25 protein-coding genes and 1 pseudogene are annotated in these 25,370 nt (G+C 42.8%); 11 read left to right on the forward strand and 15 right to left on the reverse strand.

Annotation, left to right across the window (positions count from 1 at the left end; all coding sequences use genetic code 11):
• Positions 1-450 precede the first annotated feature (450 nt).
• Positions 451-888 (forward strand): GNAT family N-acetyltransferase, encoded by a 438-nt coding sequence (locus PQR79_RS01080; protein WP_238105338.1) that lies wholly within the window; start codon positions 451-453, stop codon positions 886-888.
• Positions 889-1,263, forward strand: a complete 375-nt coding sequence (locus PQR79_RS01085) for a VOC family protein (RefSeq protein ID WP_238105336.1) — start codon at positions 889-891, stop codon at positions 1,261-1,263.
• 120 nt (positions 1,264-1,383) lie between these two features.
• Here PQR79_RS01085 and PQR79_RS01090 read toward each other — a convergent pair.
• From PQR79_RS01090 to PQR79_RS01105, 4 genes and pseudogenes are all read right to left on the reverse strand, one after another.
• A pseudogene (locus PQR79_RS01090) lies at positions 1,384-2,042 on the reverse strand (nitroreductase family protein).
• Between the two features lie 321 nt (positions 2,043-2,363).
• Entirely contained in the window at positions 2,364-2,918 is a 555-nt protein-coding gene (locus PQR79_RS01095) for a M48 metallopeptidase family protein (protein WP_238106156.1), read from the reverse strand.
• Positions 2,919-3,097: 179 nt separating this feature from the next.
• Positions 3,098-3,535: a DUF3010 family protein gene (locus tag PQR79_RS01100; RefSeq protein WP_238105334.1), complete on the reverse strand. Its 438-nt coding sequence runs from the start codon at positions 3,533-3,535 to the stop codon at positions 3,098-3,100.
• Between the two features lie 135 nt (positions 3,536-3,670).
• Entirely contained in the window at positions 3,671-5,026 is a 1,356-nt protein-coding gene (locus PQR79_RS01105; protein WP_238105331.1) for a DEAD/DEAH box helicase, read from the reverse strand.
• 190 nt (positions 5,027-5,216) lie between these two features.
• On the opposite strand from PQR79_RS01105, the gene rssA reads away from it, so the two are divergent.
• From rssA to nrdG, 3 genes are all read left to right on the forward strand, one after another.
• Entirely contained in the window at positions 5,217-6,161 is a 945-nt protein-coding gene (gene rssA, locus PQR79_RS01110) for a patatin-like phospholipase RssA (RefSeq protein WP_238105329.1), read from the forward strand.
• Between the two features lie 229 nt (positions 6,162-6,390).
• Positions 6,391-8,508, forward strand: coding sequence for an anaerobic ribonucleoside-triphosphate reductase (gene nrdD / locus PQR79_RS01115; RefSeq protein WP_238105315.1), 2,118 nt, complete (start codon positions 6,391-6,393; stop codon positions 8,506-8,508).
• Entirely contained in the window at positions 8,508-8,978 is a 471-nt protein-coding gene (nrdG, locus tag PQR79_RS01120) for an anaerobic ribonucleoside-triphosphate reductase-activating protein (RefSeq protein WP_238105292.1), read from the forward strand. The genes nrdD and nrdG overlap by 1 nt, the downstream gene beginning before the upstream one ends.
• On the opposite strand, the gene PQR79_RS01125 is transcribed toward nrdG, so the two are convergent.
• Together PQR79_RS01125 and PQR79_RS01130 are read right to left on the reverse strand one after the other, a co-directional pair.
• Positions 8,965-10,203, reverse strand: a complete 1,239-nt coding sequence (locus PQR79_RS01125; protein WP_238105291.1) for an NADH:flavin oxidoreductase/NADH oxidase family protein — start codon at positions 10,201-10,203, stop codon at positions 8,965-8,967. The genes nrdG and PQR79_RS01125 overlap by 14 nt on opposite strands.
• A gap of 266 nt (positions 10,204-10,469) precedes the next feature.
• Positions 10,470-12,920, reverse strand: a complete 2,451-nt coding sequence (locus PQR79_RS01130; RefSeq protein ID WP_238105289.1) for a TonB-dependent receptor — start codon at positions 12,918-12,920, stop codon at positions 10,470-10,472.
• Between the two features lie 476 nt (positions 12,921-13,396).
• Here PQR79_RS01130 and PQR79_RS01135 point away from each other — a divergent pair, with 476 nt between their 5' ends.
• The 3 genes from PQR79_RS01135 to PQR79_RS01145 all read left to right on the forward strand — a co-directional run bounded on the left by PQR79_RS01135 (position 13,397) and on the right by PQR79_RS01145 (position 15,346).
• A complete protein-coding gene (locus tag PQR79_RS01135; RefSeq protein ID WP_238105274.1) occupies positions 13,397-13,753 on the forward strand; it encodes a YibL family ribosome-associated protein in 357 nt (118 codons plus the stop codon).
• A 37-nt stretch (positions 13,754-13,790) separates the two neighbouring features.
• On the forward strand, positions 13,791-14,399 hold the full coding sequence (gene ribA / locus PQR79_RS01140) for a GTP cyclohydrolase II (RefSeq protein WP_238105251.1): 609 nt from the start codon (positions 13,791-13,793) through the stop codon (positions 14,397-14,399).
• 146 nt (positions 14,400-14,545) lie between these two features.
• Positions 14,546-15,346 carry a hypothetical protein gene (locus tag PQR79_RS01145; RefSeq protein WP_274408356.1) on the forward strand — a complete coding sequence of 267 codons (801 nt, stop codon included), beginning with the start codon at positions 14,546-14,548 and terminating at the stop codon, positions 15,344-15,346.
• 66 nt (positions 15,347-15,412) lie between these two features.
• Here the strand turns inward: PQR79_RS01145 and PQR79_RS01150 are convergent, their stop codons facing one another.
• The 9 genes from PQR79_RS01150 to suhB all read right to left on the reverse strand — a co-directional run bounded on the left by PQR79_RS01150 (position 15,413) and on the right by suhB (position 22,958).
• A complete protein-coding gene (locus PQR79_RS01150; RefSeq protein WP_238105225.1) occupies positions 15,413-15,775 on the reverse strand; it encodes a VF530 family protein in 363 nt (120 codons plus the stop codon).
• 110 nt (positions 15,776-15,885) lie between these two features.
• Positions 15,886-17,346, reverse strand: coding sequence for a carbon starvation CstA family protein (locus tag PQR79_RS01155; RefSeq protein ID WP_238105211.1), 1,461 nt, complete (start codon positions 17,344-17,346; stop codon positions 15,886-15,888).
• Between the two features lie 164 nt (positions 17,347-17,510).
• Positions 17,511-18,221 carry a two-component system response regulator BtsR gene (gene btsR, locus PQR79_RS01160; protein WP_238105209.1) on the reverse strand — a complete coding sequence of 237 codons (711 nt, stop codon included), beginning with the start codon at positions 18,219-18,221 and terminating at the stop codon, positions 17,511-17,513.
• Positions 18,218-19,894 carry a sensor histidine kinase gene (locus PQR79_RS01165; RefSeq protein ID WP_238105190.1) on the reverse strand — a complete coding sequence of 559 codons (1,677 nt, stop codon included), beginning with the start codon at positions 19,892-19,894 and terminating at the stop codon, positions 18,218-18,220. Before PQR79_RS01165 ends, btsR begins: the two co-directional genes overlap by 4 nt.
• Positions 19,895-19,997: 103 nt before the next feature.
• Positions 19,998-20,342: a replication protein RepA gene (locus PQR79_RS01170; RefSeq protein WP_238105187.1), complete on the reverse strand. Its 345-nt coding sequence runs from the start codon at positions 20,340-20,342 to the stop codon at positions 19,998-20,000.
• Complete coding sequence (locus PQR79_RS01175) at positions 20,329-20,997, reverse strand: AAA family ATPase (RefSeq protein ID WP_238105093.1); 669 nt, start codon at positions 20,995-20,997, stop codon at positions 20,329-20,331. Before PQR79_RS01175 ends, PQR79_RS01170 begins: the two co-directional genes overlap by 14 nt.
• 100 nt (positions 20,998-21,097) lie before the next feature.
• Complete coding sequence (locus PQR79_RS01180) at positions 21,098-21,400, reverse strand: PilZ domain-containing protein (RefSeq protein ID WP_238105082.1); 303 nt, start codon at positions 21,398-21,400, stop codon at positions 21,098-21,100.
• Between the two features lie 182 nt (positions 21,401-21,582).
• Positions 21,583-21,993 (reverse strand): phosphate-starvation-inducible protein PsiE, encoded by a 411-nt coding sequence (locus PQR79_RS01185; protein WP_188924509.1) that lies wholly within the window; start codon positions 21,991-21,993, stop codon positions 21,583-21,585.
• A 161-nt stretch (positions 21,994-22,154) separates the two neighbouring features.
• On the reverse strand, positions 22,155-22,958 hold the full coding sequence (gene suhB / locus PQR79_RS01190) for an inositol-1-monophosphatase (RefSeq protein WP_238105068.1): 804 nt from the start codon (positions 22,956-22,958) through the stop codon (positions 22,155-22,157).
• A gap of 149 nt (positions 22,959-23,107) precedes the next feature.
• On the opposite strand from suhB, the gene trmJ reads away from it, so the two are divergent.
• The 3 genes from trmJ (at position 23,108) to iscR (ending at position 25,362) form a co-directional block, all read left to right on the forward strand.
• A complete protein-coding gene (trmJ, locus tag PQR79_RS01195) occupies positions 23,108-23,830 on the forward strand; it encodes a tRNA (cytosine(32)/uridine(32)-2'-O)-methyltransferase TrmJ (protein ID WP_238105066.1) in 723 nt (240 codons plus the stop codon).
• Between the two features lie 17 nt (positions 23,831-23,847).
• The gene (gene cysE, locus PQR79_RS01200) at positions 23,848-24,669 is read left to right on the forward strand and encodes a serine O-acetyltransferase (RefSeq protein WP_238105064.1); all 822 of its coding nucleotides are present in this window, start codon (positions 23,848-23,850) and stop codon (positions 24,667-24,669) included.
• Positions 24,670-24,900: 231 nt separating this feature from the next.
• Positions 24,901-25,362: a Fe-S cluster assembly transcriptional regulator IscR gene (gene iscR, locus PQR79_RS01205; RefSeq protein WP_160054303.1), complete on the forward strand. Its 462-nt coding sequence runs from the start codon at positions 24,901-24,903 to the stop codon at positions 25,360-25,362.
• Positions 25,363-25,370: the final 8 nt, after the last annotated feature.

Consider the following 25,370-nt stretch of genomic DNA (forward strand, 5'->3'; position numbering starts at 1 on the left):
ATAAAATGAAAGGAAGATTTATGCCAAGTCTAGGGGTAATATTTTTACATTTTGAATCATGGTCTTGAGGTTTTTTCAGTGATTTTTTTGTGCAGATGTCTATGACAATGGTGTAATGTTGAGCAGCATTGCACCGAAATCGAACAATATTGACCCTTTATATCTATCAACATGGCTAAATTAATTGTTGTTATTGGATTTGCTCACAAAGAGGTTAAATTGTAAGTTTATTCGGGCTATGTTTGCCTATATTAGATCTGCTGAGTTGAAAATAATGTGCAAGCCTAATCACGTATCTTACCGTTTTAAGTCGTTACTATGCCTGTTTGCCAGGGCGTGATAATTGCGCCCAGGCAACTGATTTTGATACTCAATTATTGCTTGACTGCGTATTGCTACAGGTTAGCGATTAAACTCAACTTTACTTATGTGCAATTAGAGGAACTCGGTTTGAACATTGAAATTATTGACCAAGAAGCCAACGATGTGGTGGGTCAACTCACTGCTGGTTTGCGTCAATTTAACGTTGAACATTTAGGTGATGAGGCAACACAACCACTGACAATCGTTGCAAGAAACACTACAGGTGACATTGTTGGTGGCGTAGTAGGGCGAACTATTTACAAAAACTTGCTGATTAATTTGGTGTGGATTGATGCACATTATAGAGGGCAAGGCTTAGGTCAAAAGTTGATGCAGGTAGCACAAACGCAAGCCATTAAGCGGGGGTGTCTGATTGCACAACTTGATACCCTGGATTTTCAAGCGCCAGGGTTTTATCAAAAATTAGGTTTTATCATCATAGGCACTGTGCCTAAATTTCCGGGTAGCCCTGAGCGTTATTTTATGATGAAACACCTGTCTTGCAACGAAACCAACGAGGGTTAAATGGATCTCAATCAAGTCACTTTACCTGTATTTGACATGAAAAAAGCGGTAGCCTTTTATCAAGTCTTGGGGTTTACCTTAATCGTTGATACGCCACATTATGCGCGCTTTGAATGCCCGATGGGGCAGAGTACATTTTCGTTATCATTAGCGCCTGAATCGACGATGAATGGCGCGGTGATTTACTTTGAGCATGAAAAGTTAGATACCTGGGTAGATGACTTGTTAGCAAAAGATATAGAGTTTGCTCAACTCCCAACTGATGAAGCGTATTTGTGGCGAGAGGCGGTATTGTTTGACCCGAGTGGTAATAAGTTGAAGTTGTACTGGGCGGGAGAGAATCGTTTAAATCCGCCTTGGCGAGTTAATTCATAAACCGGAGCGAGCCGCTGCCAGAGTTTACTATACTGCGTTGTGGTTAGGTGTAATGACGTTATCGTAATGTTAATGGGGGGGCTAAGCGATGTGCTGTCGCATTAACCCCATCATAATCAGTTATAACTCGATGAAGATATCTTCAAGTGCTAAACGTGCTTTAGGTAGACCGTGATTATAGTCTTCGCCATCCATGTGATAACCCATGGCTAAGGCCACGTCACATACATAACCCTCTAATTCGTGTTCAAACTCTTTACCAATTAAGGTGGCATCGACACCTTCCATTGGGGTTGAATCAATCCCTAAACGTGCCAGTACATGCAAAGTATTACCTAAGGCTATGTAGGTTTGTGCTTTAGTCCAGTAGCCGTTATAACCACTTTCATCAGTATTAACCTCTGCAAAGGTAAACCCACCATTGAGCATATTATCAAACATCTCAGCCGGTAAATGGCCTGAGCTGACTTCGATATCCACTACTTTTTTGTACTGTTCTTTAGTAAAACGAGGATTGTAAGCAAATAAAATAATATGTGATGCCGCTTTTGCATGGTGTTGGTTAAATTGATACATGTTGGCATAAGTGTCATGAAAACGCTGCTTGGCTTCATCACTTTCTATAATGATAAATTTCCATGGTTGTGCATTAATTGAAGAGGCAGATAAACGCATTGCTTCTTTTAGCACGTCCATATCTTCAACAGATATACGTTTGCTTGGGTCATATTTTTTGCAGTATAGCGGTTGTTTAGATCTTGAATGATTTGATGAGACATGTTTTTCTCCACATTAATATTTAAGCACACACTTTGATGTTTTATAAACGAATTGTGATAGCGAACTAAAGCCTGTAGCTTTCTAAGTTGTGTGGATAATAAAGGTCATCACGCCGAATAGACATATTCATATCGTCCAATTATTATGGATAAATAGGTCCACAATAAGCTGTCTTACGACACAGCAACAAGGGCATTTGTAACCAAATGTTAAGCGAAGATGTCACTCATTAGGGTTAAGTGTGCAAATAAGCGATAGGCGTTAGTGTGAGCCGGGTAGGCGGTTTTACAAGGTGTGAAGCGTTGTTTAATACGCGAGGCTTAAGCGTAAGGCGATTGCCCTGCTTCTTCGGCGACAAGCCATACTCGCATATCAAACTCGAGCTGATGATAGTCTGGCAGCATAAAGGTGCATAATTGATAGAAGGCTTTGTTGTGGTCTTTTTCTCGCAGATGGGCGAGTTCATGCACCACCACCATTTGCAACAGTTCAAATGGGATCTGCTTTAAGCGTGATGAGATACGGATTTCATTTTTAGCTTTCACTTTACCGCCTTGGCGTCGATTGACATAAGAATGTAACCCAAGTGCGTGGTGGCTGACGTTAATTTTTTCGTCAAAAATCACTTTGGCTAATGGATCCGATTGGCGCATATAGGTGTTTTTCAACTCGATGGTCATATCATACAAGGCTTTGTCAGTGCGGATATCGTGCACGCGCGGGTAGCGACTTAAAAAATGTGCGCCTAATGCATTAGTATCAACCAATTGACGTATTTGCTCGACGATGTCAGCGCGATAACCGCTCAAGAAGCGTAATGCACTGAGCTCACTCTGACGCTGTTTAATATCAGCGCTGGTAATGAGTTTGCTCATGTCTGTTTTGGGCTTTAATGCTTGGCTTGCCGATTTTAGTGGCATTTTAGGCGGAGCTTGACGGTTTTTAGGTTTGTTGTCTGACATGAGTGCAATTTGCGTACTAAAGTAAAGTGAGTGGTAATGACATGATAGTGGGTTACTGATTATTGCAGTAACGCCACTATCATGTCGCAGACTTACGCTTTACCAAAGATAATGCGGTTGTGTTGTACATAAGCCACATCAAACGCGTTTTGTTGTACGCGCTTAAGATCTAACGATTCAAAATCAACCTGCGGTGGATTACGCTTTAACTGCTCTTTAATCGCAACGGGGCTAATGAGGTTAACGGGAAGCTCAGTTAATTGAATCGCAGCTTCAAGTTTAAAACTGGTGGCGCTACCGGCTAATTTACCTTTTTGTTCACGTTCAATAATGACAATTTGATCAACTTTGTAATCTTCCATTAGTTTGTGGAATGCAAAGTGAAACTCACGAATACTCTCAGTTTCATTTGAGTTTGATACGCTAAAAGACACTTTACGACACGCGGGTACGTTGAAGGTTTCGCCTTCATAAGTCAGCATGCTGATAATGGCTTCGCCACCCTTTAATTCTACACCACAAATTTTCATGTTAATCCTTACTGTTTCTATACTGCACACCCATTTACGCAGATGTGCCGTTGTGCTTTGAGTTGCGCAAATAGTCGTGCGCATCCTTTTATATTGTGTGCTTAAAAGACGTTTATTGTTCCAAATTGAGGATATTTAGTCTTCTGAGCTGTTATTTTCTTCAATAATTTGAATGGGTTTGGCTTTACGGCGCATTGGTGCGTCACCAACGTCAACACCGGTAATAAAGCGTTTGTCGCGCTTAGGTGCGGGTTGTGCCTTTTTGGCCTTACTGGCTTTATTGCCTGGTGCGACCTTGGTTTTGCTGGTGGCAGTTTTACCCGTAGTTGGTTTATCTTTTAAGCCACTGAATTTGGCTTTCATGCCCTCGATAACAGTGAGGTCAAAGTTTTTACGTAAAAATAGCTGCACTTTTTTAAAGCTGTCCCAATCTTTAGGGCCAACAAACGAGATTGCATCACCTTTAGCGCCAGCACGACCCGTTCGGCCAATGCGGTGTACGTATTCTTCTGCAAATTTTGGCATGTCAAAGTTAATCACTAATGACACGTTAACTAAATCTAACCCACGCGATGCCACATCGGTGGTGACCAGTATTTGTGACTGACCACGGGCAAACTTGTCCATAATTTGATTACGCGCAGATTGCTTTAAGTCGCCACTCAGTGCTGAAGTGGCAAATCCTTGCGATGCAAGTAAAGTGGCTAAACGGTCTGTGTCGGCACGTGTTGCAGTAAAGATGATCACCTGCTTGTGCTGTTCTTGCTTAAGAATGTGTTGTAACAGCGCTTGTTTGTGGTCTAAGTGATCCGCAAGGATGATGCGCTGCACAATATCTTTATGCTCAGTGTACGACTCACCAATAGCTACATGGCTTGGCGTTTTAAGTAAAGTAGCAGCAATTTCGTTGATGCTGTCATGGTCTAGGGTGGCAGAGAACATTAACGTTTGGCGACGCTTATGATCAGCTGCATTGTTAATGGCTTTTAACTGCGGTGCAAAGCCTAGGTCTAGCATACGGTCTGCTTCATCAAGTACCAGCAATTCAAGCCCGTTTAAATACAAATGGCGTTGTTGTAGGTGATCGGCAATACGACCGGGTGTAGCCACAATAAAGTGTGGGTCACGCGCTAATGCTTTAGCTTGGTCGTTAAAATTTTCACCGCCTAAAACGCTAATGGCTTTGTATTGGGTGTTGGCGACTAATAAACGCAGTTGCCCATAGACTTGCTGGGCTAATTCGCGCGTTGGCAGTAGTACTAATACGCGCGGATCTTTTTTAGACAACGCTTTTGTTGAGATAACTCGTTGCATAGCAGGCAATAAAAACGCCAAAGTTTTACCTGAACCTGTTTTAGACGAGGCCATTAAATCTTTACCTGATAAGGCTATGGGCAGTGCTTGTGCTTGAACATCGGTCGGCGTCGTAATGCCAAGGTGTTTTAAACTGTCAAGCAGGCGCTTGTCCAACGAGAAATCGGTAAATTGCAAAGGTAAATCCCCTAAAAAATGATAGCCACGGATTATAGCTGTTTCACCGTGCTATAGCCAACAAGAGTCGCTTTCGTTATGCTATTTTTTGACAGTCATCATTTGTATGTCAAATCGATAGGAAGATGGTTTTTTCCATAAACGATTAACGTTGAGTGATGGTTACCATAGTGTGTTGAAAGGAATAAATATGACAAAGCCGACGGTCGGATTAGCTTTAGGCAGCGGCGCCGCAAAAGGTTGGGCGCATATTGGGGTCTTAAATGGATTAGCCTCGTTAAATATTTATCCAGATAAAATCGCTGGCTGCTCTGTGGGCGCATTGGTTGGGGCTGCTTATGCCAATGAACATTTAGCTGAACTCGAAACCTGGGTCAGTGGTTTTTCTAGCTGGGATGTGCTCGGGCTAATGGATTTAGGCTGGCGTAAAGGCGGATTAATTAGCGGCGAAAAAGTGTTTGATGTTTTAGCGGGTCGTATTGGCGATCTCAACATTGAACAGCTCAAACGTCCTTTTGCCGCCGTGGCGACTGATTTATATTCTGGCCAAGAAATTTGGTTCAGAGAAGGGGACTTACGTCATGCCGTGCGAGCATCATGCTCGATGCCGGGTTTTTTACCTCCAGTTCAACAAGACAATCGGTGGTTAGTCGATGGCGCGGTGGTTAACCCTGTACCTGTGTCGTTGTGCCGGGCCATGGGCGTTGATATTGTTATCGCCGTCGATCTAAACGGTCATCGCCGTGGTCATATGCACATGTTGCCAGAGCAAATTAAAAGTCGCCAACCTAAGCCATCAGAACCCATAGCAGAAAAAAAGCAACTTGAGTCGGGGTTTATGGACTTATGGGGCAAAGGTAAAGACTACATGAGTGGGTTAACCGATAAGTTTTCGCTTGGCGGCAGTAAATCACATCCTGGGATGATTGCGGTCATGTCGCAATCGATGGACATTCTTGAGCAGCGTCATAAACGGTCTCGCTTAATGGGCGAGCCGCCTGATATTTGCATCGTGCCCGATGTTGCCGACATTGGCACCATGGAATTTCATCGAGCTAAAGAAGCCATCAAAGCGGGTGAAGCCGCAGTTCATGACATTGCCCATTTGTTAGAAGCAACATTATCTGGGCGTTAATCTGCAACAACAGGCCATACATCCAGCATGGTACCTAGATGTGGCCTGTTGAGCATTTTTAGCACCAGTAAATTCAACAATACTGTTATACCCGCCAGTCTGCTTTCTTATGATCTGGATCAAAGAAGCTTATCCCGATATAGCGCCTAATACACATCATATAGTGTTAATTGATTATGCTGCGCCGATATATGGTGTTTTACGCAGCATTCAGAAAAAGGTGAATTGTATGCTTGTTGTGGTGAAAAGGGACGGATGCCGTACTGCGTTTGACGCGAGTCGTATTAAAGATGCGGTAGTGGCTGCAATGGATTCTGCAGGACAAGCAGACCATCAATATGCGTTAGAACTGGCTGAAACTGTGCAAGCGCAAATGGCTGATAAAGCCCAGGTGGATATTCATGAGCTACAAGATGCTGTAGAAGTTTTGTTAATGTCTGGCCCATTTAAGTCTGTGGCGCGTCATTATATTGAATATCGCCACGACCGCGACAAACACCGTGAAGCACAAAGCAAATTAAATTGCGCTATTCGTGGTTTAGTGGAGCAATCAGACAGTGCCATTTTAAATGAAAATGCCAATAAAGACGCTAAAGTTATTCCCACTCAGCGTGACTTGCTAGCCGGTATTGTGGCTAAGCATTATGCTAAAACGCATTTATTACCTAAAGATGTGGTCGCCGCTCATGAAAAGGGTGAAATCCATTATCACGATTTAGACTACGCGCCTTTTTTCCCGATGTTTAACTGCATGTTGATTGACTTAGCCGGCATGCTGACACATGGCTTTAAAATGGGTAATGCTGAAATTGACACACCTAAGTCTATTTCGACAGCGACAGCCGTTACGGCGCAAATTATTGCCCAAGTGGCGAGCCATATTTATGGTGGCACAACCATCAACCGTATCGATGAAGTGTTAGCAGAGTTTGTGCAAAAGAGTTATCAAAAGCACCTTGCCGTGGCTAAAAAGTGGCAGGTGGCTGACGAAGAAGGGTTTGCGATGACGCAAACCGAGAAAGAGTGTCATGATGCGTTTCAGTCTTTAGAGTATGAGGTCAACACCTTACATACAGCTAATGGACAAACGCCCTTTGTGACCTTTGGCTTTGGCTTAGGCACCTCGTGGGAGTCACGTTTAATTCAGCAGTCAATGCTCACTGTACGTATGGCTGGCCTGGGTAAAAACCGCAAAACAGCCGTGTTCCCTAAATTGGTGTTTGGCATTAAAGATGGCGTGAATCATAAACCGACTGATATTAATTACGACATTAAAAAAATGGCGCTTACGTGTTCGAGCATGCGCATGTATCCGGATATTTTGAATTACGATCAAGTGGTAAAAGTCACGGGGTCGTTTAAAACTCCAATGGGATGTCGCTCATTTTTGGGTGCTTATGAAGAAGACGGTCAACTCGTACACGAAGGGCGCAACAACCTAGGGGTGGTGAGCTTAAATTTACCGCGTATTGCGTTAGAAGCGGGTAATGATGAGCAACGCTTTTATCAATTACTTGATCAACGCTTATTAATCGCTCGTAAAGCGCTTGATACCCGTATTGCGCGTTTAGAAGGGGTTAAAGCACGTGTAGCGCCGATTTTATACATGGAAGGTGCATGTGGTGTGCGCCTAAATGCCGATGATGACGTGAGCGACATCTTTAAAAATGGCCGTGCTTCTATTTCATTAGGCTTTATTGGGTTACACGAAACCATCAATGCCATTTATGGCCACGATAAGCATGTGTTTGATGATGCTGCATTACGTGATAAAGCGGTGGCCATTATCAGTAAACTTAAGCAAGCCACTGAATCCTGGAAGCAAGAAACCGGTTACGGCTTTAGCTTATACAGCACCCCAAGTGAAAATTTATGCAGTCGTTTTTGCCAGCTTGATACCGCGCAGTTTGGGGTTGTTGCTGGCGTGACCGATAAAGGTTATTACACTAATAGCTTCCATTTAGATGTCGAGAAAAAAGTTAATCCATTCGATAAGATTGATTTTGAGCAACCATATCCTGCAATCGCGAATGGTGGGTTTATTTGCTACGGTGAATACCCGAATATGCAACATAACATCGAAGCGTTAGAAAACGTGTGGGATTACAGTTATAGCCGGGTGCCATACTATGGCACTAACACACCCATTGACGAATGCTACGATTGCGGCTTTATTGGCGAGTTTAATTGTACCAGCAAAGGGTTTGTGTGCCCTAAATGTGGCAACCATGAACCTAGCCGAGTGTCGGTCACTCGCCGGGTATGCGGTTATTTAGGCAGCCCAGATGCAAGGCCATTTAACTTTGGCAAACAAGAAGAAGTTAAACGCAGAGTGAAACATTTGTAATGCATTACAGTGCTTATCACAGTGTTGATGTCATCAATGGCGAGGGCACCCGCTGTACATTATTTGTCAGCGGTTGCGAACATGCCTGTAAAGGATGTTATAACCAAAGTACTTGGCGTGTTGATGCGGGCCATGTATTTAGCCAAGCACTTGAAGACCAAATTATTGTTGATTTACAAGACACGCGCATTTCACGCCGAGGCTTATCGTTAAGCGGTGGCGATCCGCTACACCCTGCTAATGTGGAAACCATTTTACATTTAGTTGAGCGGGTTAGGGATGAATGTCCCGACAAAGACATTTGGTTGTGGAGTGGTTATCAGCTCGATGAGTTAAGCGAGGCGCAACAAGCTGTGGTTGCACTGGTTGATGTATTGATTGACGGTAAGTTTGAGCAAGACAAAGCTGATCCCGCGCTATTGTGGCGCGGAAGCAGTAATCAGATTGTCCATCGATTTAGCCGTGAGTGATCCCGAGCATCTTGCGATAACGCTTTGTCCGCTGTTTGGTTTTAAATTGATCGACCAATAAACTCCACACTGGTGAATCATCGGTTTGTGGCACTTGCCCCTGACTCATACGCCTTAATTGACGTTTAATGATAGCCATCGTTGCTAATCCCGCCAACGGCTTACTTTGCCAGTCGACTCTTGGTAACTCTGGTGTAAAGTCGGGCTGAGTTTGCCATATGTTTACTAAGCTAGGGTAAAATGCCAGTGCACTGGCAATACCGCATATCGCAAAGCCTGCATCGAGCACTTGCTCGGCAACCGCTTTACGCCGAATGCCACCAGTTAACATTAATGGAATAGGCGACTTGGCCACTAATTGGCTGGTTAAGCTGAGAAAATAAGCTTCGCGGGCGAGGGTGCGTTCATCGGCGCTTCTGCCTTGCATGGCTGGTGCTTCATAACTGCCGCCAGATAATTCCACCATATAAACCTGATGTTTCGCCAACATAGCGATAACTTTTTCGGCATCGTCAATATCAAAAACACCACGTTGAAAGTCAGCTGAATTAAGCTTTACCGCAACATCAAATTTATCTCCGCAGCGTTGCCTTACTTGCTTAACGACTTCGAGCAATAACGTTGCTCTATGTTCAAGGCTGCCGCCCCATTCATCGGTGCGCTTATTAGTGAGTGGTGACAAAAATTGTGCAATTAAATAACCGTGGGCAGCGTGGATCTGCACGCCATCAAAGCCTGCTTTCTGGGCTAAACTTGCCGTGGTCACGAACCGACTGATAACATCGTTAATTTGTTCATGAGTCATGGCCTGAGGTTGTGAAAACATCGACGAATGTTTGCCTAAATCTAGCGCGATAGCCGAAGGTGCTAGGTTTTTACCGCCCATAGCCTTGAACACTTGTCTGCCTGGGTGATTCAGTTGCATCCATACACGGGCATTGTTTTGCTTAGCAATACTGGCCCATTGTGTAAAAGGCGCTAAATCACTGTCGACCTCTAACGCCACTCCGCCTGGACCTGTCATGGCATAACGGTCAACCATGACATTACCGGTAATCATTAAACCCACGCCACCTTTTGCCCATGCATCGTAAAGTGCAAACAACGCGCTATCGGGTTGTTGTTTTGCATTGGCGAGGTTTTCTTCCATGGCGGCTTTGGCAATACGATTAGGGATAATACTACCATTTGGTAAGGTATATGAGCTGAATAAACTGTTTGCCATGAAATCTTGTCCTTAATGAAGGGGATTAGATTATCCCTCTTTATACCCATCAGGATAAATAAATGATCAGAGATTGCAGCGAGGTAGTTGTTCTACCTTCAACATTTCTAACGAAGTGATAAGCGATGTTAACCAGTAAGCATGATCACGTTTTTGTGCTGATTGGTATTACTTTATGCCTGTCATCATAAAGTAATACCACCATAAACAAAAACACTGCCAAGCACAGTAACGTGGTGGCAGTGTTTAGTGTAGAGTCGTTTTGATTAGATACGGTAGGTTACCGTTAACTTAGCGTTACGTTCTTCGCCAGGCAAACCACCTAAGAACATGGCTTTTTCGTAATATGATTTGTTAAGCAAATTATTAATATTGAGCTGAACTTTATAACGTTCAACATTATAACTAATGGCCGTGTCAAATACGGTGTAACTAGGAACATAGCCATCAGGTATACCAAATGAGCTTGAGTTAGTGCTGCGTTCTCCCACATATTCGGCCCCTAAACTAATAGAAACGGGGGCGGGAAGGTTGAGTTCAGCAGCGTAAGTAACCCAAGTGCTTGCCGTGACGTAGGGTACCCCTTTTTGGCGTTGCCCATAGTCACTACTATTTGGGTTTTGGTTGTCTCGTGCATCTTGATATACCGCATTTGCGTTAACTTGCCATTGATCGTTCAAATAGGCATTGAGATCTAATTCAACCCCTTTAGTGTCTTCGCTACCATCATAAAAATAGGGTTCGATGTCAGTGGTTGTCTGGCTGCTGTCATAATCAGGGTTTGAATAAGCCACGTTTGTGCGTGATGTTTTAAAAAACACCAATGACGCCAGTAATTGATCGTCAAATGCTTTTGTACGCAAACCAATATCGCTGCTGATTGATTCAGAATCATCTCTGTCAGCCTCACTGCCTGTAACATCACCGAGCACGCTGTAGGCAGTACGCCCTTTAGAGTGATTGACGAAAATTGAAATATCGTCAGTTGGCATATAAGTTAACCCTAAGTTGTAGGTTATGCCGTTATCTGTGGTATCTGCTTCCGGTTGGGGCTCTGCTAAACTACTGCTGTAACGTGAATCAACACCTAAATGTTCGTAGCTTTGTTTGATTTCATTAAACGCGATGCCAATACGGCTAGTAAACCCGCCACCTAAATAACCAACATGTTGTATACCGACACCCCAAGCGGCAACGGTTTTATTGTAGTTACTGGTCAATAATGGATCGTAGTCTTCAAAATCGCCTTCACCCCAATTAGGATCTCTAATGTCGTAGATATAAGGAAGTGAACCTTGGTATGTCACATCACCATTGCTGTCTGTTAATACATAATCAGCATCCCAAATTGAGTATTGTTGAAAACGAATGCTACGGTCTTCAAAGTTGGCATTCACTAACAATTCGTTTTCGATGTTGCCAATATCAAAGTTGTATCGTAAATCGGCAAAGTATTGCCATGATTCTTCATCAGCAGAGACTTTACGGTATTCCTGACGACGGGCAGCAAAAGGATAGAGTACGTCGTCTTCAACAAGTGGGGCACGAGGATCATCGTTAATGACCCCGTTTCTTTCCCAATAAACATAGTTATAGGCACCCGTTTGGCGAGCAAAACTGGTTTCATAATTACGGTACTGCAACTGCTGATTTAAAAATAGGCTATCAGTTAAGTAAATATTATGGGTTAACTTGAAGCGCAGTTCTTCGCCTTCGTTATCTTTAGCCATCGGCGAAATTAAGCCATTATGTCCAAAGTCATAGGGTGTTTGCCCATCTGTGCTACTGAGAGAGTCTGCGAGTTGTTGACGCTGTTCATCTGAGAGTTGCACCCCATTGCCATTAGGATCATTAACCAGATCTTCCCAGCTTACCTGGTCAGCTGTTTTACCGTCGACAGAGGCTGCATTATAGATACGGATAGGATGGCCAATGGAGTCGACAGGAATTGAATCATTGATGTAGGCCACAGATAGCATGATATTTTGGTCATCGTTTAAGTCAAACTTCAACGAACCATACACTTCATCTCTATCGGTTCCGAGATCACGATAGCCATCACTGCGTGCGCTTTTGGCAACGAGTCTATAGGCCATATCTTCACTGACAGCACCAGTGCTATCAGCCATAAATGAATAAGTGTCCCATTGGCCTACTTCAGCTTCAAATAGATGTTTACTGACAAATTCAGGCTTTTTTTCGATTAAATTGATCACGCCGCCAGCACTGCCTATGCCGTATAGTCCTGTCGCTGGACCTTTTAATACTTCAACTGAACTGACGTTAGTTAACGATCTTGTTGGGTTAAACGTATTACCTAAACCGGCACCACCGTACATTCCGTCATAGGTATAATTGGCACCTAAACCACGAATAATTAAATTATCCCCTATGCCATAGTTATTACCTGCTTGCGTTACACCACTGATATTTCTTATTAAATCTTGCATATTGCTCACGCCTTGTGAGTCAATTAAGGATTCATCGACAATCACTACAGCAGCAGGTGTTTCCATAAGCGACATGTCAGATTTTGTTGCAAGTCCAGAATTCTTGACGACTTGATTTTGACGACCATAAACCGTGATTCGCTCATAATCTTCAGATGAGATTTGAGGTTCTGTGGTGGTGTCTATCGGTACGTTTTCTTGAGCATAAACAGAAAATAGCGCACTCTGACATGCAATAGCGAGCAGTGACAAACGAAGAGATTTCATACATGCGACCTTTGTATAGATAATGACGCGAATGATAATGATTATCATAAAGATTGCAGTGTTATTATTGTTTAAATGTAAACATTTACATTTAAACACAAAGGGTTGTGTGAAAAATAACCAGGAATGTCGTAGAGTTTAATCATCGTATTAATCATGGTGTTAAACGCTGTAGAAGGTGAGTCGAGACTACTTGTGGCTATTTGACCGTGATTAATGAGTGGAATGATTCAAGTAAAAGTGATTGCCAAAGAAAATACGATAAACACAATTTTAGTTTACCTCATTTATGTTTTTGAAAGTGTCATTAGATGGTGCACTGAATAACAGCAAAATTGTTAGTTGACTCAGATAACCTTGGTTTGGTTGTCGCATATTAGGTGGTTTTGGGTATATAATCTGCGTCCGAAAAGGTGTTGTATCGGCACAATAAAGTCGCCTTTCATTAAACACACCAAAGTATTTAAGGTATTCAAATGAATTTAAAGCAAGAGCTGCAAACATTAAATGATAAATTAGACAAATTTCGTCGCAAGCTCGCAGCGGCAGAGCAACGCGGTGATACTGCGGTTATCATGCAGTTTAAGAAAGAAATCGCGACTGTGACTAAGCGTATTGCCAGCATTAAAGGTCAGCAAACTCGCCAGTTAAGCAAAGAAGGTGCTGCATTAAAAACGCTTGGGTTTAAGCGCGTGCTAACGAAAGCTGAACAAGCTGATATGGGCAAGCTAAATAAGTCTGTTAAAGGCTTGGTTGTTGTGCATCCATTGACGGCATTAGGTCGCGAAATGGGCATTTCAGAAGTCACTGGTTTTGCTCCTGCTAAATTTTAATTACATCTTTTACAGTTAGTTGTCGTAAGGTTAATTCATGTCGATAAAATATATCGCAACATCTAAATTACCCACTCCTTGGGGTGTGTTTGATATGCACGGTTTTGAAGAAACCGCTACAGGTAAAGAACATGTTGCGCTGACATTTGGCCAAATTGATCCTAATCAAGCTATATTGGGCCGAATTCATTCAGAGTGCTTAACGGGCGATGCGTTATTCAGTTTGCGTTGCGATTGTGGTTTTCAATTACAATCTGCAATGCAAAGTATTGCTGAAAAAGGCCAAGGTTTTTTACTGTATTTACGTCAAGAAGGGCGTGGTATTGGCTTGCTTAACAAAATTCGTGCTTACGAGTTACAAGATGCCGGTGCCAATACGGTTGAAGCGAATGTGCGTTTAGGCTTTGAGGCTGACATGCGTAAATACGACATGATAGCGCCCATGCTTAAACAAATTGGGGTTAAAAAAGTCAGTTTAATGACTAATAACCCGCGCAAAGTAATGGCCATGCAGAATGTGGGCATTGAAGTGGTTGAGCGTATTCCATTGCAAGTGGGCAAAAACCGTTACAATGAGTCATATTTAAAAACCAAGTCTACTGAGCTTGGTCATATGATGTCTGAACATCATTTTAACGATGAATAAGCAAAACGAACAGTAATGATATGGCAATGAAACCCGAGCGTCATCTTTGGCTTTTGGATTTATCACCTTTTACTCAATCAACGTTTGCTTTCCCCGCGTTAAGCCGCTTCGTTTTATCCATCTGCGCAGTTATCGGTATAAGCAGCATGAGTTATCATGCTGTAGCCGATGAACTTATTAGTTCTGAACCTGACGCCTCTCATTATGCCTTTGCCAATTACCTTGGTAGCGGTATTTACCGTACTTCAGGCCAAAGCGCTGCAGTCGTTAATGTGCCGTTAGGGTTTGATTTAGATGAATCTGATGAGCATAGACTAAAACTGCGCTTAACCGCTTCATTTGGTTTTTTTGATTATTCGTTTAATGATTTGCCTGGCGGCAGTTTCCCTGAAAGTGTCGGAACGCTCACCGTAACACCCGGTATTGAATATCACTGGCTGGTGGACGAGCAGTTAACCATCGAAAGTTATGTGGATTTAGGTTACGGCCATAATTTTTCTACCTATAGCCATGTGGGGATATTTTCGACAGGTTTGTCGACTCAATATCGTTTTGGCTCTCCTGAATATAGCCCTGTGTGGGTTAATCGTATTTATTATGCCGGCTATAAGAGTAATCAAAACGACAGTACTGAAGGGTATTCGGTATTAAAAACGGGTGTGGATTTTGGCGTAAATTTTGATTGGGCATGGGATGACACTCGCGTTGAGCCTCGCTTTTTTGTTGGCGGGCATTGGTATTTTGATCAACTGAAGTTTGTGACGCCAGTGGGGGATGATGTGTTGACTTCTTATACGTATGAAGTCGGAACGACGTTAGCGTTTTCAAAGCCACTGACATTAGCCGCAATAGGATTAGACAGTGTTGAATTTGATCGTTTGGGGTTCAGTTATCAAGTTGGTGGTGGTTTAAAAGTATGGCGTTTAATTTTTGAGTTTCCGCTGTAATTACATTGTGTTATTGCAATCCTCAACATAAAAAGTGCTGAATTAACAGCACTTTTTATTTTAGTATTATCCATTACCCCAAATGTCGGCATTGACCGGTTTGCTTGGGGCATCCGTTGCCTCAGCGGTCGGTTTTTTAATAGACTGAGGCTTTTTAGCGGCATTATGCGTCTTGGTTGCAGGGTTGCGTGAGTCAACTTTAGGCGGCGGTAATGGTAGCTTATTGGCCTTTAGATACAAGTATTCAACTTTGTCACGCGCCCAAGGGGTTTTACGCAAAAACGTTAAGCTCGACTTAACACTTGGGTTTTCTTTAAAACACTTAATGTTAATTCTAGAAGCTAATTCTTCCCAACCATATTTTTCAACAAGTTCGGTTACGATAGTTTCCAGCTTAATGCCGTGAAGAGGGTTGTTTGCTTGTGTCATGGACCGTTTGAGCTAATTAAGTTTGCCGTTATTATACCTGCATAATGGCTAAAGTGATATCTACACAAAAACGGCAGCCGAGGCTGCCGTTTGTCATGAGAGGGAGAAAATTATTGTTCGTTAGCTAAGGTGATGTTGTCTTCATCATCCGAATCAATATCGCCTTTACCCTTGGTTTTGATGATAATCAGTGCTGCAATAATTGCTGTGGTCACAATACCTGCCACTGTTGAAACTGTCATCGGCAAACCTGCACCTAAGGTCGTTGAGTTCAGCATAAAGCTAATCACTACACAGGTCATAAACATTGCTGGTACAGAACAAATCCAGTGGAACTTATTATGACGAAGCAAGTAAGCTGCAGCAGTCCAAAGCATCAATACGGCGGTGGTTTGATTCGCTACACCAAAGTAGCGCCAGATGATACCGAAGTCGACTTGCGTTAATACCGCACCGATAGCAAATAATGGTATGGCCAACAAAAGGCGTTTTGGTAACTCAACTTGTTTGATGTTAAAGAACTCAGCCAAGATTAAACGAGCAGAGCGGAATGCCGTATCGCCAGAGGTAATTGGCAGTACGATAACACCTAAGATGGCTAAGAAGCCGCCAAATGCGCCAAGTAAACCGTTAGACGCTTCGTATACGACGTTTGCAGGGTTACCCGCCATACCAGCATTAAGACCTTCAACACCGCCAAAGAACGATAATGCAATAGCACACCAGATTAACGCGATAACACCTTCACCAATCATGGCACCAAAAAACACAAAGCGGCCATTTGATTCGTTTTCAACACAACGTGCCATTAATGGAGATTGAGTTGCATGGAAGCCCGATACTGCACCACACGCAATTGTAATGAATAGGGCAGGCCATAATGGCATGTCGTTAGGGTTAAGGTTAGTAAAGAAGTCACCCATTTCAAAGCCAGGTAACATAGTGTGTTCAGATGACAGCATTAAGGCAATGGTTAAGCCTACTGACATAAAGACTAATAACGCACCAAAGAAGGGGTAAAAACGACCAATAATTTTATCGATTGGTACAATCGTTGCGATTAAGTAGTAGCAGAAAATGACCCCAACAAAGATAGCAACATCGTAGCCTGTTAGTTTGCTTAATAATCCTGCTGGTGCTGAAATAAAGACCACGCCCACTAACAATAATAAAATAATCGCAAACAAATTCATAAAGTGTTTAGCGTTTTTGCCTAAGTACTTACCGGCTAAGTTAGGTACTGATTGGCCATTATTGCGAACCGATAACATGCCTGAGAAGTAATCGTGAACTGCACCGGCAAATATACAACCAAACACAATCCATAGCATAGCTGCGGGGCCGTATAGAGCACCTAAAATAGGACCAAAAATTGGACCGACACCGGCAATGTTCAACAGTTGAATTAAGTAAACTTTCCCCTTTGACATAGGCACGTAATCGACGCCATCCGTTTGGGTAAAAGCAGGTGTTTGTCTTTGGGTGTTAATGCCGAATACTTTTTCAACAAAAGCCCCGTAAATAAAATACCCACCGATGAGTAAACCAACGCAGAGTAAAAACCAAGTCATTTTTATATCTCCCCATAAATATAGTAAGACAAGGTTAAAGCATCTCTGGCATAAATAGGGGCCAAACTCAGTAAGCGGTCAATATGGTGGGGTAAGCGGTAAATAAAACCTTTAAACCGTTTTTAAATGAAGCAAAGCGTGCGGCACATCACGCTGCATCAGTGCTATTGAAATCCTAACAATTGCTTTAACTCTTTGAGGTACCGACGTGACACTGGGACTTTTGCTCCCGTATGAGTGGTGACTTCTGCGCCGCAATCTGTGATTTCTATTTCAAATATTGCATTAGTTGAGAGTAAATATTGTTTATGACATCGAAACAACGACGTTTTTTCTTCGAGTACCTTGAGGGTCAGTTGGGTGTGAGAGACCCCTTTATTTGAATGGACATGAATCCCGCCCACATCGCTAACAATAAATTCAACATCGGCGGTAGCGACCACTTTGAGTTTGCTGCCAGTGTAGCAAGGCAAGTGAGCCAGTTGGCTGGGTAATAAGTTTGCCATTGGTTGTGGCGTCATATTACTGCGCACTTTATCCAGGGTTTGAGTAAAACGATTTTCATCAATTGGCTTTAATAGATAGTCAAATGCATTGTTATCAAAGGCTTTTACTGCGTATTCATCAAAGGCGGTAATAAATACAGCTCGCGGCATTTGTTCTGGGTTGAGCATGGCAATTAATTCCATTCCGTTGATCCGCGGCATTTGAATATCAACAAAGATTAAGTCAGGCTTAAGTTGGTTAATTTGTTGTAAAGCTTCTATGGCATTACCGCATTGGCCTAACACGTCAAAGTCTGGATGTTTGTCGAGTAAATCAGCCACTTCCTGACGAGCAAAGGGTTCATCATCAATAATTAAACAGCGGATCATAATGTGACCTCTTCAAGGGGAATACGCACTTGTACGCGAGTAAATTTATCTGCTTGGCAGTGCACCTCTATGCCATATTGTTCGCCAAAAAGATTTTGTAATCGTTTATGGACTAAGTTCATACCCAATCCTTCGGTATTGGTTGATGGTTTATATAGCCCGGCATTGTCGGTGACACTGAGCAGCAGGTCATTGCCGTCTGTGCTGGCTTCAACGTTTATCACCCCTTCATCAAACAGCAAGGATGTACCATGTTTAACTGCATTCTCTATTAATGGTTGTAAGGTAAATGCCGGCATTTTGTGATGATGATAAATGGCTGGAATAGCAATGCTGACATTTAGCTTGTCGATAAATCGCGCATGTTCAATGGCGAGGTAAGCATCGATATGTTCTAGCTCATCACCTAAGGTGACCAAGCCTGTAGTGCGGGTGAGATTGATGCGCAAAAACTGCGACAATTGCTTGATGAGCTTTTTGGCCATGGCCGGGTCGCGGCTAATAATCGCGCCGATGGTGTTTAAGGCATTAAACAAAAAGTGAGGATTAACCTGAGCGTGGAGTAATTTAATTTCTGCTTGCATCAATAAGTTTTTTTGTTGTTCAAAGCGGCCATATAAAATTTGGTTTGAGAGTAGCCGGGCAATACCTTCACCCAGAGTGCGGTTGATATTAAGGAACAACTTATTTTTAGGCTCATACAGCTTGATTGTACCAACCACTTCGTCATTACTGCGCAAGGGAATAACTAAACTAGAACCCAGATTACACTGTGTTGATATAGAGCAAGCGTAGGTGGTGTCTACGCCATCGGCAAACATCACCTTGTTTTGAGCAATGGCATCTAAGGTGATTTTCGATGAAATCGGTGTGTTTGGCAGATGATGGTCGGCGCCAATGCCAATAAAGGCTAATAGTTTGTGTCGGTCGGTAATCGCCACCGCACCAACCCGGGTTTCTTCGATGATAATTTGCGCCACTTTTTGGCTCGACTCTTCATTAAATCCTTTCGATAAAATGCCAACACTGCGCTCAGCAATTTTTAGCGCATTGGTTGAAAAGCTCGAAGATAATTTATCGAACATGGTTTTTTGGTCGCGAACGATACTCATAAACATCGCCGCGCCCAAGGAGTTAATTAATAGCATGGGAGGCGCAATAACATAAACCAATGCCCAAGCTTGTTCGAATGGCTTGGCAATTAACAGGATTAAGCTCATTTGTAATAATTCAGCGGTAAACGTCACCATAAAAACCCGGGCGGGATGATATAACGACTCTTCTTTACCAGATTTCTTGAGATAATAGCTAAATAAGCCTGCAGATAAGCCTTCGAGTGTCGTTGAAATCGCACACGCTAGATCGGTAAAACCGCCCATAGAGTAACGGTGTAAACCGCCCGTTAAGCCAACAAAAAAACCAGTCACTGGCCCGCCAAGTAACCCGCCTAACACCGCGCCCATCGCACGGGTATTGGCGATTGCGCCGGTGGTTTGTTCACCAAAATAGGTTGCCATAATGCAAAATAGTGAAAACACCACATAAATAAAGATTTTGTGGGGTAAGCGTTTTGAGCTTTCGGCAAATAACTTAAATAGTGGTGTTTTACTGACCAAATAAACAATAACCAAATACACGCACATTTGCTGCGTGAGTAATAAAATCAACGACATGAGTTCTCTCAAGGTAGTCATATCGGTTAGGTATTCCTAACCGTGGTTTTGTGATGCTGCTAATTTAGCATGCGTGAATAATATTAAGGGATATGGCGCGTGGTTAACGTGACGACTTACTCAATATGGTTAATTGAGTCGTGTCTTGCTGCTGATAAAATTCATCTATCAACACTCTGAGGATTTTTGATTTAGCCATCTTGGAGGTTTTGGCTATTTCCTCCAGTTGTGAAATGCTTCTTTCTGTGAGAGTAAATGTGGCATGGCGGTAGATTTTAGTGCTCTTTTTATCGAGCCCCTTTAAAAACTGCGCTGTGGTTTGGCTCGTCGTATTTTGCCCTGCGGTTTTACCTAAAGCATAGTTGTTGGCATCTTCAATAAACTCATCAACCGACACTTTATTGCGAGTGTCTTTGAGTTTCTTGCGTTTAAGATCAGTTAAACTCATAGCGGTTTTCTGGTGGAATGGCAAAAAGCTCATCAGCAATGGCGCGGATCTCGTCGGCAGCTTTACCATCGGGTTCTATTTCTAATACAGAAGAGCCACTTTCTTCACTGTCATCGTAGATGTTACGGCTAAAGGTAACAGAGTCTAGCGCGCGTAACCCAAATGATTGAACCACTTCTTTGGCTTCTAAAATGCGTTTAACTTGCGATGGAAGTGCAGGGCACTGGGTAATGACAATCGACGCCACCATTTTAGGGTTAACCATTTTACAGGTGCTTAGCATGTCCTCCATGTGCGGTAATGTTTTCAAATCACGGCGCTTAGGGCGCAATGGAATCACCACATAAGTTGCAACTGACATAGCCGCTCGCATAGCTAAATTATCCTGGCCGCCACAATCGACAATCACGTAGTCAAAGCGCTCGTCTAAACTTAATAAGTCATTACGGATTTTTCCGTAGAGTTGGATACAGTTAATGGCTTTTAAGCTGGGGTCATTGTTACGAGCTTGGATCCAATCTGATGTAGTGCGCTGTGGGTCACAATCAACCATCAACACATTAGCATTGAATTTTTGGGTAATATACACCGCAAGGTTTTGGGCTAAACAACTTTTACCGCTACCGCCTTTTTCTCCACCAACGAGCAATATCATGTCTGGGTCCTCTATGCTTAACTAACGCTGCAAATAGTTGATGCTGGTTATTGATTGAGTATAGAGCAGCCCACTAAGACTGCATGAAATATTCAATGATTTAAATTAATTGAAGCGCAATATGGTAACTTTGTGCATTACATTCAGTGCATCGGCACACTTGGCCTTTGATAGTATTTTGCTTAGGCGTGTTCTCATTAAATGTGACCGCCACTAAGTCACCGAGTTTAAACGCCGCTTTAAAATCAAACAAAATACCTTTACGGGCTAAATCGATACAAATTCCATGGTCTTGGCAAGATTCACCTTGGGCGTTTATCCAATCTAAACGTACTCGCTCAGCTTCCATGTCGACTCGAAGTGAACCGCGTTTTTCATCAAATCCAGTTGGCTCTTGGCCCATAGTGTCGCTCCTTGAATATCAAAACCCAGAAATAATACGTCATTGTCTGCCATGTTATATGGCCTAATGTTTTTTCTTAACCATATTGTTAGCACAAATGCTTTGTTAAGCAAGCGCTAAGCTATCCTTGTATTAAACTCAATAACGTTAATAAGGCTTGTTATTGATGCAGTATTCAGTGGTTAACTGTCGTAATCTTGGTTTTTAGGGTAAGGCATTTTTAACTGACCCCAACGAATAACGATGACAGTACAAGCCAAAACTATAGTGGATAATGAGATGGCCAAAATGCGCCAGTCTTCCATGCCCTTCATGTCTAAAATTAGGTATCGCGCCAATGCCACAATTGCGATGTACAGTGGCATGCGGATTGGCAGTTTGCCTGACTCAATGTAGTTAACCACCATGGCCAATACTTCGAGATAAATAAACAGCAATAACAGATCAGCCAATTCAACCGTGCGAATGTCAATCATGTGGAGAATTTCTTCGCCAATGGCAAATAAGGTGGCCAGAGCAATGATGAACAAGACTAAGTGTTCAAAGCTCTTTAAGGATTTGATACTTAACTCTTTAGCTTTATGTAGTGGCATAGTTGTTATTCTGTAAGCAAATGAATCTGCATTATCGACGAGTTTCGCTAATTTGCCCAGTGATCCGCTTCAACTTTAGCAAATTCAGAGACAAAAAAACCGCTAATAGCCATAAATGCTAATAGCGGTTTTTAATGATGTCTTGTCGAGGCGATATAAGCTTAGCGCTTTAACCCTTCGTTTAGTAACGGACGCATGGTTTTAACCAGCTGCGTGGTGACTTTTGGGCTACCAGCAACAATGTTGCCAGAAGTCATATAATTGTGAGCGCCCATAAAGTCGGTTACTGTACCGCCAGCTTCTCGGCAAATTAAGTCGCCAGCAGCGATGTCCCATGGCTTTAAGCCGATTTCAAAGAAACCGTCTAAACGACCAGCAGCAACGTAGGCAAGGTCTAATGCCGCAGAACCTGCACGACGTAAATCAGCACATTGTGGGAATACTTCACCTAAAATAGCCATGTAGCTTTCGGTGTGTTGACGTGCCTTGAATGGAAATCCAGTACCAATAATGGTACTGCTTAAGTCATTGACATTGGTTACACGTAAACGGAAATCGTTTAGTTTGGCGCCTTTACCGCGAACGGCAGAGAACAATTCTTCACGAACAGGATCATAAATAACGGCAACTTCAATTTTACCTTTATATTGAACTGCGATAGAAACCGCAAAATGAGGAATACCACGAACGAAGTTATTAGTGCCATCCAAAGGATCAACTATCCAAACGTAATCTTTGTTGTCGCCACGGTTTTCACCGTCTTCTTCGCCCACAATCGTGTGATCTGGGTAAGATTTACGAATTTGATAAGTAATAGTTGCTTCTGCTTCCTTGTCTACACTAGTCACAAAATCATTAATACCTTTACTACTAACCTCAACACGGTCAAGTTCAGTATAGGCGCGCATAATAGTTTGGCCCGCAGCGCGTGCAGCGCGCGTGGCAATAGTCAGCATCGGATGCATTGCAATCCCCTGGATGTTAAAGAACGAGTAAAATAGCGCCCGCATTATACTTAATTTAACAAATATATCAAATGCAGATTTTCATATAACGTAATAAAAATGACTGTGTTAATATGCGAGCAATATTTTTTGTTGAAAGAAAGTGCTACATGCTCAGTAATATTCGTGTCGTTTTAGTTGGAACATCGCATCCTGGCAACATTGGCTCTACCGCAAGAGCGATGAAAACCATGGGATTATCAAATTTATACCTTGCAGAGCCTCGAGTTGAGCCTGATGGCCAGTCAATTGCCCTTGCAGCTGGTGCGTCAGATATCTTAAAAAATCTTACTACAGTTGATTCATTGCAAGATGCGATTGCCGATTGCAGTTTAGTGATTGCCACAAGTGCTCGTAGCCGGACATTAGATTGGCCGATGCTTGACCCTAGAGAAGCAGGACAAAAGCTGACACAAGAGTGTTTAAATGGCCCTGTTGCCATTGTGTTTGGTCGTGAAAACCATGGTTTAAGCAATGAAGAGCTACAACAGTGTACTTACCATGTGGCAATACCAGCTAACCCTGAATACAGTTCACTTAACTTAGCGCAAGCGGTACAGATCATCTGTTATGAAACGCGTGTGGCGCATTTAGCCCAGACAGAAGCGCCAGCAGAAACTGAAGAATATCCGTTGACAGTTGAACTCGATCGATTTTTTGTACACTTAGAGTCAACCTTATCTAAAACTGGTTTTGTGATAAAAAATCATCCTGGTCAAGTGATGACTAAACTCCGTCGTTTATTTACTCGTGCGCGAATTGAAGCGCCTGAAATGAATATTCTTCGTGGTATTTTGAGTTCCGTTGATAAGAAAATGGACAAACAAGACTAATCCGTAAGGAACACACCATGGGCGTCATTGCTAGAATTAAAGAAGACATCGAGTCGATTTATCATCGTGATCCTGCTGCAAACAGTACCCTAGAGATCTTATTTAACTATCCGGGTATGCATGCCATTTGGATACACCGTGTGAGTCATAAATTGTGGTTGGCCAAATGGCATTTCACTGCGCGCTGTTTATCGACGTTTTCACGCTGGTTAACTGGAGTCGAAATTCATCCGGGGGCGATCATTGGTCGGCGCTTTTTTATTGATCATGGTATGGGCGTAGTAATTGGTGAAACAGCCGAGATAGGTGATGATTGTACGCTGTATCATAGTGTGACTCTGGGGGGAACCACATGGCAAGCGGGTAAACGTCATCCCACACTGGGTAACAATGTGGTGATTGGTGCTGGCGCTAAAGTATTGGGCCCTATAACAATGCATGATGGTGCGCGAGTGGGTTCGAACTCTGTCGTAGTAAAAGATGTGGCAAGCGATCACACTGTCGTAGGGATCCCCGGTCGAGTGGTTGCATCACCAACGAACCAATCAAAAGAAAAAACTGAACGCCGCACTGAAATGGCTAAAAAGTATGGCTTTGATGCATACGCTGTGTCACCAGATAATCCTGATCCCGTTGCAAATGCCATAGGGCAAATGCTTGATCACATGCACTTAATGGATTCTAAAGTCCAAGAGCTATGCCAAGCTATTCAGCAAATGGGCGGTGAGGTGTGTACCAAAAAGTTACCAGAATTAACCGTCGATGCCTTCGATGAAGCTGAGCGAAATGCAGCCAGTAATCGTAAACAAGATATCGATAAGTTTGACCCAAGTATTTAACCATAACTAAGTCATTGTAGATTCAGGTCAAAAAAATAGCCGATAATGCGATTAATTACCTTATCGGCATTGAATCTTAGCGTATAAAAAGGTTAAATAGCCCCGCGAAAACCGATACCTTTTTGTTATATCAAATACCTTAATACCTGAGCTATTGAGTAGGATTAATACTTGACTAAATTACTCGGGTATGATGAAATTACTGCATACTTTTTGGGAGCAGTACAAGTTATGAAACTTACATCAAAAGGTCGCTATGCAGTGACAGCTATGTTAGATGTTGCTATTCACTCAGCTGCAGGCCCAGTGCCCTTAGCCGATATTTCTGAAAGACAAGGTATTTCTTTGTCTTATCTTGAACAACTCTTCGCAAAGTTACGTAAACATGGTCTAGTGTCGAGTGTTCGCGGACCTGGTGGGGGTTATCGTCTAGGTTTAGAAGCCGTTGATATTTCAGTGGGTATGGTCGTGCATGCCGTTGATGAATCTGTAGACGCCACTCGCTGTCAAGGACAAGGTAACTGCCAAAGTGGTACTCGTTGCCTAACCCATTCTTTATGGGGCGACTTAAGTAAACAAATTTCTGAGTTTTTAGATGGTATTTCGCTTGCAGGCTTAATGCAAAAACGCGATGTTCAATTTATCTCGTTAAAGCAAGACGAAATGCAAAAGGAACATAGAGTGAGTTTGTAACTCAGCTA

This window comes from Shewanella metallivivens (assembly GCF_028750675.1).
GTDB classification, from domain to species: Bacteria; Pseudomonadota; Gammaproteobacteria; order Enterobacterales; family Shewanellaceae; genus Shewanella; species Shewanella metallivivens.

Excerpts from the sequence above, each read along its gene's own strand:
- iscR (WP_160054303.1), top strand. The coding sequence starts at position 24,901 with ATGAAACTTACATCAAAAGGTCGCTATGCAGTGACAGCTATGTTAGAT.
- PQR79_RS01135 (WP_238105274.1), top strand. The coding sequence starts at position 13,397 with ATGAATTTAAAGCAAGAGCTGCAAACATTAAATGATAAATTAGACAAA.
- PQR79_RS01180 (WP_238105082.1), bottom strand. The coding sequence starts at position 21,400 with ATGGGCCAAGAGCCAACTGGATTTGATGAAAAACGCGGTTCACTTCGA.
- PQR79_RS01175 (WP_238105093.1), bottom strand. The coding sequence starts at position 20,997 with ATGATATTGCTCGTTGGTGGAGAAAAAGGCGGTAGCGGTAAAAGTTGT.
- suhB (WP_238105068.1), bottom strand. The coding sequence starts at position 22,958 with ATGCATCCGATGCTGACTATTGCCACGCGCGCTGCACGCGCTGCGGGC.
- PQR79_RS01095 (WP_238106156.1), bottom strand. The coding sequence starts at position 2,918 with ATGAGCAAACTCATTACCAGCGCTGATATTAAACAGCGTCAGAGTGAG.
- nrdD (WP_238105315.1), top strand. The coding sequence starts at position 6,391 with ATGCTTGTTGTGGTGAAAAGGGACGGATGCCGTACTGCGTTTGACGCG.
- PQR79_RS01130 (WP_238105289.1), bottom strand. The coding sequence starts at position 12,920 with ATGAAATCTCTTCGTTTGTCACTGCTCGCTATTGCATGTCAGAGTGCG.
- PQR79_RS01100 (WP_238105334.1), bottom strand. The coding sequence starts at position 3,535 with ATGAAAATTTGTGGTGTAGAATTAAAGGGTGGCGAAGCCATTATCAGC.
- trmJ (WP_238105066.1), top strand. The coding sequence starts at position 23,108 with ATGCTCAGTAATATTCGTGTCGTTTTAGTTGGAACATCGCATCCTGGC.
- cysE (WP_238105064.1), top strand. The coding sequence starts at position 23,848 with ATGGGCGTCATTGCTAGAATTAAAGAAGACATCGAGTCGATTTATCAT.
- ribA (WP_238105251.1), top strand. The coding sequence starts at position 13,791 with ATGTCGATAAAATATATCGCAACATCTAAATTACCCACTCCTTGGGGT.
- PQR79_RS01155 (WP_238105211.1), bottom strand. The coding sequence starts at position 17,346 with ATGACTTGGTTTTTACTCTGCGTTGGTTTACTCATCGGTGGGTATTTT.
- btsR (WP_238105209.1), bottom strand. The coding sequence starts at position 18,221 with ATGATCCGCTGTTTAATTATTGATGATGAACCCTTTGCTCGTCAGGAA.
- PQR79_RS01150 (WP_238105225.1), bottom strand. The coding sequence starts at position 15,775 with ATGACACAAGCAAACAACCCTCTTCACGGCATTAAGCTGGAAACTATC.
- PQR79_RS01125 (WP_238105291.1), bottom strand. The coding sequence starts at position 10,203 with ATGGCAAACAGTTTATTCAGCTCATATACCTTACCAAATGGTAGTATT.
- PQR79_RS01170 (WP_238105187.1), bottom strand. The coding sequence starts at position 20,342 with ATGAGTTTAACTGATCTTAAACGCAAGAAACTCAAAGACACTCGCAAT.
- nrdG (WP_238105292.1), top strand. The coding sequence starts at position 8,508 with ATGCATTACAGTGCTTATCACAGTGTTGATGTCATCAATGGCGAGGGC.
- PQR79_RS01145 (WP_274408356.1), top strand. The coding sequence starts at position 14,546 with ATGAGTTATCATGCTGTAGCCGATGAACTTATTAGTTCTGAACCTGAC.
- PQR79_RS01165 (WP_238105190.1), bottom strand. The coding sequence starts at position 19,894 with ATGTCGTTGATTTTATTACTCACGCAGCAAATGTGCGTGTATTTGGTT.
- PQR79_RS01085 (WP_238105336.1), top strand. The coding sequence starts at position 889 with ATGGATCTCAATCAAGTCACTTTACCTGTATTTGACATGAAAAAAGCG.
- PQR79_RS01185 (WP_188924509.1), bottom strand. The coding sequence starts at position 21,993 with ATGCCACTACATAAAGCTAAAGAGTTAAGTATCAAATCCTTAAAGAGC.
- rssA (WP_238105329.1), top strand. The coding sequence starts at position 5,217 with ATGACAAAGCCGACGGTCGGATTAGCTTTAGGCAGCGGCGCCGCAAAA.